Genomic DNA, 6598 nt, shown 5'->3' with positions numbered 1-6598 from the left:
ATCGAGTGAATATGCTTTCATTAGCTTTGATTACACAATGATATTTTATTATTCTTAATTGTACCTCATAACAGCGGTAACCGCTGTATGTTCAGACGCGGTTGTCACCCCGTGAAGCTTTTGACGGGGTTGTCACCCCGTGAACACTAAGTGTAAACTTTAATTAAAAAAATAATCAAAGATTCGGAGCAGTTTATGATGGATACATAGTAAGCTCAAGTCAAGCCACTCTAGCGCATTTATAAACTTTTGCTTACTATTTGGCATTCGCGTGCAGATGTATTTGCGTGAAGGCGTTGCTGAATACAGGTATGAATTCAAGATTTCCCAATGGGTATAAGCCAAGTAGGGTGAGTGTTGTAAGTTCGGAGAAAAGTTGATTCATACCGTGAATCAGCAACGCCCGCGTGCAGATGTATTCGCATGTATGTGTACACGCGAGACAAAAGTAATTACCACTGAGAAAAAAAGGCAAAAAAACTATGAGCGTAAATAATAACTTTGCTAACCGACGTTTGCTCCCTGGCCTACCTGTGAGTACAACAGGCTCAAATATTGGAGACACGGGAGAAGTAGGTGAACCTGCCCAAAGTGGGGTAATTAACTCGACGTGGTGGTCTTGGACAGCACCCAGTACCGGGACAGTTACTTTTGACACCATAGGCAGTAATTTCGATACTTGGTTGTCCGTTTACACTGGTTCTGCGCTTAATAGCCTCAGTCTGATTGGCTTTGATGATGATTCCGGAGGGAATAACACTAGCAGGCTTACCCGGGATGTCATAGCCGGGACAACCTATCAAATAGCTGTTGATGGTTGGCAGAGTAATACCGGTAATATTAACTTTAAAATTACCGCTCCCCCTCCTGCCAATAACAATTTTGCCAACGCGATTGCTTTGGCAGGTGCAACAGCCAACAGTACAGGCTCAAATCATGGAGCCACCGGACAAGTAGGTGAACCTGCCCAAAGTGGGCGAATTAACTCGGCGTGGTGGTCTTGGACAGCACCCAGTAGCGGGTTCTTTAAAATAGACACCAGAGGCAGTAATTTCGATACTTGGTTGTCCGTTTACACTGGTTCTGCGGTTAATAACCTCAGTCGGATTGGCGCTGATGATGATTCCGGAGGGAATAACACTAGCCTGTATAACCTGAATGCCACAGCCGGGACAACCTATAGAATAGCTGTGGATGGTTATAGCAATTATACCCTCGGTTCGATTAACCTTAATATTGCCCCTACCGCTCCACCCAATAACAATTTTGCCAACCGAATTGGTTTGACAGGTCAAACAGCCAACGCTAGAGGCTCAAATATTCGAGCCACCGGAGAAGTAGGTGAACCTACCCAAAATGGGCTAACTAACTCGGTGTGGTGGTCTTGGACAGCACCCAGCAGCGGGAGCTATACTTTTGACACCATAGGCAGTGGTTTAGATACTTACTTGTCCCTTTTCAATGGTTCTGCGGTTAATAGCCTCACTCTGATTGCCGCTAATGATGATATTGGGGGAGGGAATCTAGCTAGCAGGCTTACCCGGAGTGTCACAGCCGGGACAACCTATCAAATAGCTGTTGATGGTTATCAGAGTAATAGAGGTTCGATTCAACTTCATATTGCACCTACCCCTGCTGGCGCTGCTACCTTAACCGAAACTGCCAATGCAGCAGATAGCATCAAGGATGTAGCCGACCCTAGTGCAGGCAACACTGCCAATAATACGCTCAAGGGGGAGACTGGTGAAGATCCTCTAACGGGTAGTACGGGTGCAGATAGTTTGATGTTGCCGTTTGCAGAATCCTCTGTATCCGCCAGCCCGGATACCGGCTTTGCCGGCAGTGAGAAAATCGACTTACTGACCGAAGGTGGAGCCGCGATGAATGCCCCTAGTCTCTTTAGCCCTGATGTCAATAGCGCTGTCCCCACCTTAAAAAAGGACCTAAGTCCAGCGTTTACCGAGGCTAATGCAGCATTAGCCGGAAACCAACCTCTAGGAATTAATAGCGAGCCTTTCGGTGTGGCTAAAACTAGCCCGTTCGCCGATCCTCACCTGGTTGGCATTTATGAGCCTAAGCCACTCGGCATTTAAGTTACATAATATAGAACCCATTTGACATCTTGATTGTCTTGAAGTAAGGTCATGGCTGTCCTAGGTATCCAGCAGCTAGGCCTTACTCCAGCAGCCTCACAGACTTATAGTAGGAAATCCTTGCACCCCTACTGCCTCAGCTATTGCCTCAAATGATTTGATGTTTGGTAACGGCGGTAGTGACAAGCTATGCGGCGAGGAGGGCAACGATACTATTTACGGCGGCAAAGGTGACGATTGTCTGATTGGGGGTTTGGGCAATGATATTCTCAGTGGCGGCATGGGGCGCGATCGCTTTGTTTTAACAGCAGGTGCCGGCAGCGATCAAATTATTGATTTCACAAAAGGTGAAGATTTGCTGGTGTTAGGGGGCGGTCTAACTTTTGCTCAACTTAGTATTACCCAAAACGCTAATGCAGCTTTCATCAGGATTGGTCAGAACGGTCAATTGTTGGCTGCTTTAAATGGAGTGCAAGCTAGTGCGATCGATCTCAATGATTTTACCATCTTTGGCTAAGCACTACATCATCAGCCCTGTCTGGCGTGAGTGCCGAGCCTGGTCTCGAAGTCCCTCAAATGCTTGCAATCTCGTAGTTTGTAGCTGCGCGCTGCCCAATAGGCTTATTGGTGCGATCGACCGGCTTTACCTGATCCTACCGTTGGGCGATCGGCAATAAACTAGGTTTATTACCGATCACCCCTTAAAAGAAAAAAATTTAACGATTGTAGGCTTCGAGATTTCAAGCATTTGACTGTCTTCTTCACCACGAAGACTCTCTCTAACACTGCACACCCTACAGTTTATCGTTTCCCGGCTCTACCTCGTCTTTAAACTCGAACCAGAGTCGGCTCTAAAGTTGCCACTAATTTGAGATTGTACTCTGCCTCAAAAACAGGCTTTTTATAATCCAAACTCCACATTTCCAGAGCGCAATCGTCCCCGGGATTGAGCGGTTGCAGCCGCAAGTGAAACTCTCGAACTTCCGGGCGGTGTTCGCATTTAAAATCAGAAATTGCGCCAATTTGTCGCCTGTCTAAAGCCACCGCCAACCGTAGAAAAGGATGCAGTTTACTAACTACTTCACGGTATTTTTTAGGCAGGATTAGAAAATTTTCATGCTTTTTCTTGGGAGGATTTTTCCGGTGATAGCGAGCTAAATTGGCAATTACTTCTATCTCTGTTTCTGTGTATCCTAATAACTCACCATTGCGAATTAAATAGTAAGAATGCTTGTGGTGCGCCGAATGACTGACGTACAAACCACTGTTGTGAAGAATCGCGGCTGCCCACAGCAACTCCCGTTCTTCGGTTCCCCAAGAGTGCAGAATTCCTTGAGTTTGGTCGAACAATTTGAGCGCAAATGCTGCGGTTCTTTCGCTTTGTTCTAAATTGACTTGATATTTGTCAGCCATGTGCAGAATGCTGCGCTGGCGGATGGAACCTTGATAGCGCAAGCGGTTTTCAATCAAACCGTGGCTCAGCATCCAGTCAACAATTACGCCTTCTCGTAAAGAGCGATCGCAAACAGTCAGCGATTCAATTCCTAATAGTGTCATCGCTTCTTGCAAAATCAAGGCACCTGCTAGAATAATTTCTGCCCGCTTGTCCGACATTCCCGGAATGGCCAGCCTTTCCGAGTAAGAAAGTTTGCGAAAGCGATTAACTAAATCGCGCAAATCTTTTAAACTTAACTGATATCCGGCTAGGGGACTCGGCACTGTTCCCAACTTTTCGCGAGCGTTAATTGCAGCCAGAGTTTCGATGGTTCCAGCAGTGCCAATCAAGCGCAGAGGTTCGCCTGCATTGAAGTGAGAGCGCAATTCGTCGATCGGTCTTTCTATCGAAATCCGAATATAAGCTTGCAAATAAGCAAACTCCTCCCTGCTAATCGGGTCAGTTTTGACAAATTGTCCTGTTAAGCGAACAGCACCAATTTTTGTACTGGTGAGAGAGCGAGCCTCAGAACTGTCTGCTAAAATCAACTCCGTAGAACCGCCCCCAATATCAATAATCACCTGCGACTGATTGTTAAACTCCATACCCGAAAGAACACCGAGATAAATTCTCCGCGCTTCTTCTTGACCAGAAATTAAACTCACATTCAGGTCTAATTCTTCAGCAACTTGTTTGAGAAAATCCCGCCCGTTAGGGGCTTCCCGAACCGCACTGGTAGCAACAGCGATAATTTGTTCAGCATTGAAAGTTTTAGCAATATCTTGAAAACGGCGCAGAGTGGCGATCGCCCTTTCCATAACCTCGGGCTTCAAGCATCCTGTCTTAACCTCGCAATCGCCCAACCGAACCGTATCTTTTTCTCTAGCAATAATCGTAAACGCGGGCAATTTCGGATCGATGCGCGCCACCACCATGTGAAATGAGTTAGTACCCATATCAATAGCAGCAATAATGCGATTTGACTCCGCAGAAGCAAGTGAATTAACCATTGGAGTATCGGGGTTGACAGATATTTATGATTATTTCACGAATCCAGTTAGGGATTCTATTAAATTAGCAAAAATCTGGAACTGCTGACTGGTCAAGACTTCTACCTGTTTTAAATTTCGGCAGAAGTACGCCGGAGCGAAGCTATCCCGAAGGGCATCGGCAGCAGAGATGGTAAGTGATTGTGCCTAAAATTTGATAAAATCTAGAGTTAAAAATATCAAATCTAGAATTGAAATGCTTAAAGAGCCCGATCGCCAACCCGAATCCACATTGCTAACCGTCGTGAGGCTTTTGAGATGGGACAAACCAGCAGGAAGGCTCATTTTAATGATTCCAGCCCTCTGGGCCGTCTTTTTAGCAACACATGGGAAACCGCCTGCAGCATTGGTGGGCGTGATTGTGTTGGGTACCTTAGCCACGAGTGCGGCTGGATGCGTCATCAACGACTTATGGGATCGCGATATTGATCCCGAAGTAGAAAGAACGCGATCGCGCCCCCTAGCATCCCGCGCCCTCACCGTGCAAACTGGGATAGGAGTTGCATTAATTTCCTTTGCTTGCGCGGCGATTCTCGCTTTTTATCTCAATCCTTTAAGCTTCTGGCTGTGCGTGGCCGCCGTACCAGTAATTATCTGCTATCCACTGGCAAAAAGATTCTTTCCAGTGCCGCAATTAGTGTTATCAATTGCCTGGGGTTTTGCAGTTTTAATTAGTTGGAGCGCCGCTGTTGACGAATTAGAATTAGCTACTTGGCTGCTGTGGGGTGCAGTCGTGTTTTGGACGATGGGATTTGATACAGTTTATGCGATGAGCGATCGGGAAGACGATTTGCGTTTGGGTGTGAATTCCAGCGCTATTTTTTTCGGGGATAATGCTGCTAATGCTGTGGGTTTTTTCTTTGTTGGTACAGTCGCTTTGTTAGCAGCAATGGGAATTAATCTGCACTTGCACATTGGTTTTTGGTTGGCAATTAGTGCGGCGGCGATTTTGTGGTTTTTGCAGTACAGTCAACTGCGGAATGCGGATATCCCAAAGCTTGTTTACGGTCAAATCTTTCGCCAAAATGTTTGGGTGGGGTTTGTCATATTGGCGGGGATGATTGCTGGGGAGATTTTTTAGTTTTTTGTAAGGCTTTTCCTGCAGGAAACGGGTGTGAAACTCGAATGATTGAATTTTGACACAAGAGGTTCACATCGATTTAAGCCTGAAAGCCTTTGTCTCTCTGCTTTTTATCCAAGTCTACAACCCCTGCACGATCCTGAAAAAGGGAAACGGGCGATCGCTTCTTTCCCTTTTTCAGGATTATTCTAAATAAATATACTTAGTTATTAATCCAATTGGATTAGACTTTCCAGTGATATTACTGATGCGCTTGCTTATAAAAACAGATATTATTTTTGTGTACTCGACGAAATTATACTGAATTATTAGAGTATAAAAAACTACGTCTTTTTGCTTTCAGGTATGGAAATTGCGTACAGGCAACACTTTCAGGGGAAGAAAATAAATGTCTAACGAGGCCATTTCCTACTCGTTATTAAACACTCCGTGTAAAGTTTCATTACAAAACGTATAAATACTCCTACCCCTTATGATAGATGTATATATAGCAGAGTATAGCATAGCGAGGGAAAATTCAGCGAGTTTAACGACTTTCTAAATTTTTGCTCATTTAGTTGAATTCGCGTCCATTTGTAGACGCAAAACAAAAATAACCACCACCCATAAAAAAAAGAAAAAATACGATCATGGATACAAATTTTAACCAAACTCGTGTAATAGTCAAACTGAAGCCCAACGCGACTTCAAGTGAAATTACCAACTTGCAGGCAGAAATCGGAGTCATAAAAGTCACCCAAGCCTCACAACTTGGGATTGACATTTGGCAGATTCCTTCAGGAAAGGTTGAACAAACAATATCCGCTTATAAGGATGATCCCCGAATTGAATACATAGAGCCGGATTATATCATCACCCTTGAAGATGTCCAAAAAACGAGTCCTGCTCAAGAAAAATTAGCAACAATTACACCCCCAGCCACAACTCCTGAGGATGTCCA

At 45.0% G+C, this 6598-nt stretch carries 5 protein-coding genes; 4 read left to right on the top strand and 1 reads right to left on the bottom strand.

Translation table 11 applies throughout. The annotated features are described in order from the left end of the window. The first annotated feature begins 482 nt into the window (after positions 1-482). Together QUB33_RS26835 and QUB33_RS26830 are read left to right on the top strand one after the other, a co-directional pair. Entirely contained in the window at positions 483-2093 is a 1611-nt protein-coding gene (locus QUB33_RS26835; RefSeq protein WP_333356791.1) for a PPC domain-containing protein, read from the top strand. A 106-nt stretch (positions 2094-2199) separates the two neighbouring features. Next, complete coding sequence (locus QUB33_RS26830) at positions 2200-2610, top strand: hypothetical protein (RefSeq protein ID WP_445299565.1); 411 nt, start codon at positions 2200-2202, stop codon at positions 2608-2610. Between the two features lie 311 nt (positions 2611-2921). On the opposite strand, the gene QUB33_RS26825 is transcribed toward QUB33_RS26830, so the two are convergent. Beyond that, the gene (locus tag QUB33_RS26825) at positions 2922-4538 is read right to left on the bottom strand and encodes a Ppx/GppA phosphatase family protein (protein ID WP_333356784.1); all 1617 of its coding nucleotides are present in this window, start codon (positions 4536-4538) and stop codon (positions 2922-2924) included. A 235-nt stretch (positions 4539-4773) separates the two neighbouring features. Between QUB33_RS26825 and QUB33_RS26820 the strand changes: the two genes are divergently transcribed. Both QUB33_RS26820 and QUB33_RS26815 read left to right on the top strand, forming a co-directional pair. Beyond that, complete coding sequence (locus QUB33_RS26820; protein WP_333356781.1) at positions 4774-5658, top strand: 4-hydroxybenzoate solanesyltransferase; 885 nt, start codon at positions 4774-4776, stop codon at positions 5656-5658. Positions 5659-6287: 629 nt separating this feature from the next. Next, positions 6288-6598: S8 family serine peptidase (locus QUB33_RS26815; protein WP_333356778.1), on the top strand; the 311-nt coding region annotated here is incomplete at its 3' end.

The sequence above is a fragment of the Microcoleus sp. B3-A4 genome (genome assembly GCF_036705385.1).
Classification (GTDB): Bacteria; Cyanobacteriota; Cyanobacteriia; order Cyanobacteriales; family Microcoleaceae; genus Microcoleus.
The sequence above is the reverse complement of the archived record's forward strand: the minus strand, read 5'-3'. Positions and strand labels throughout refer to the sequence as shown.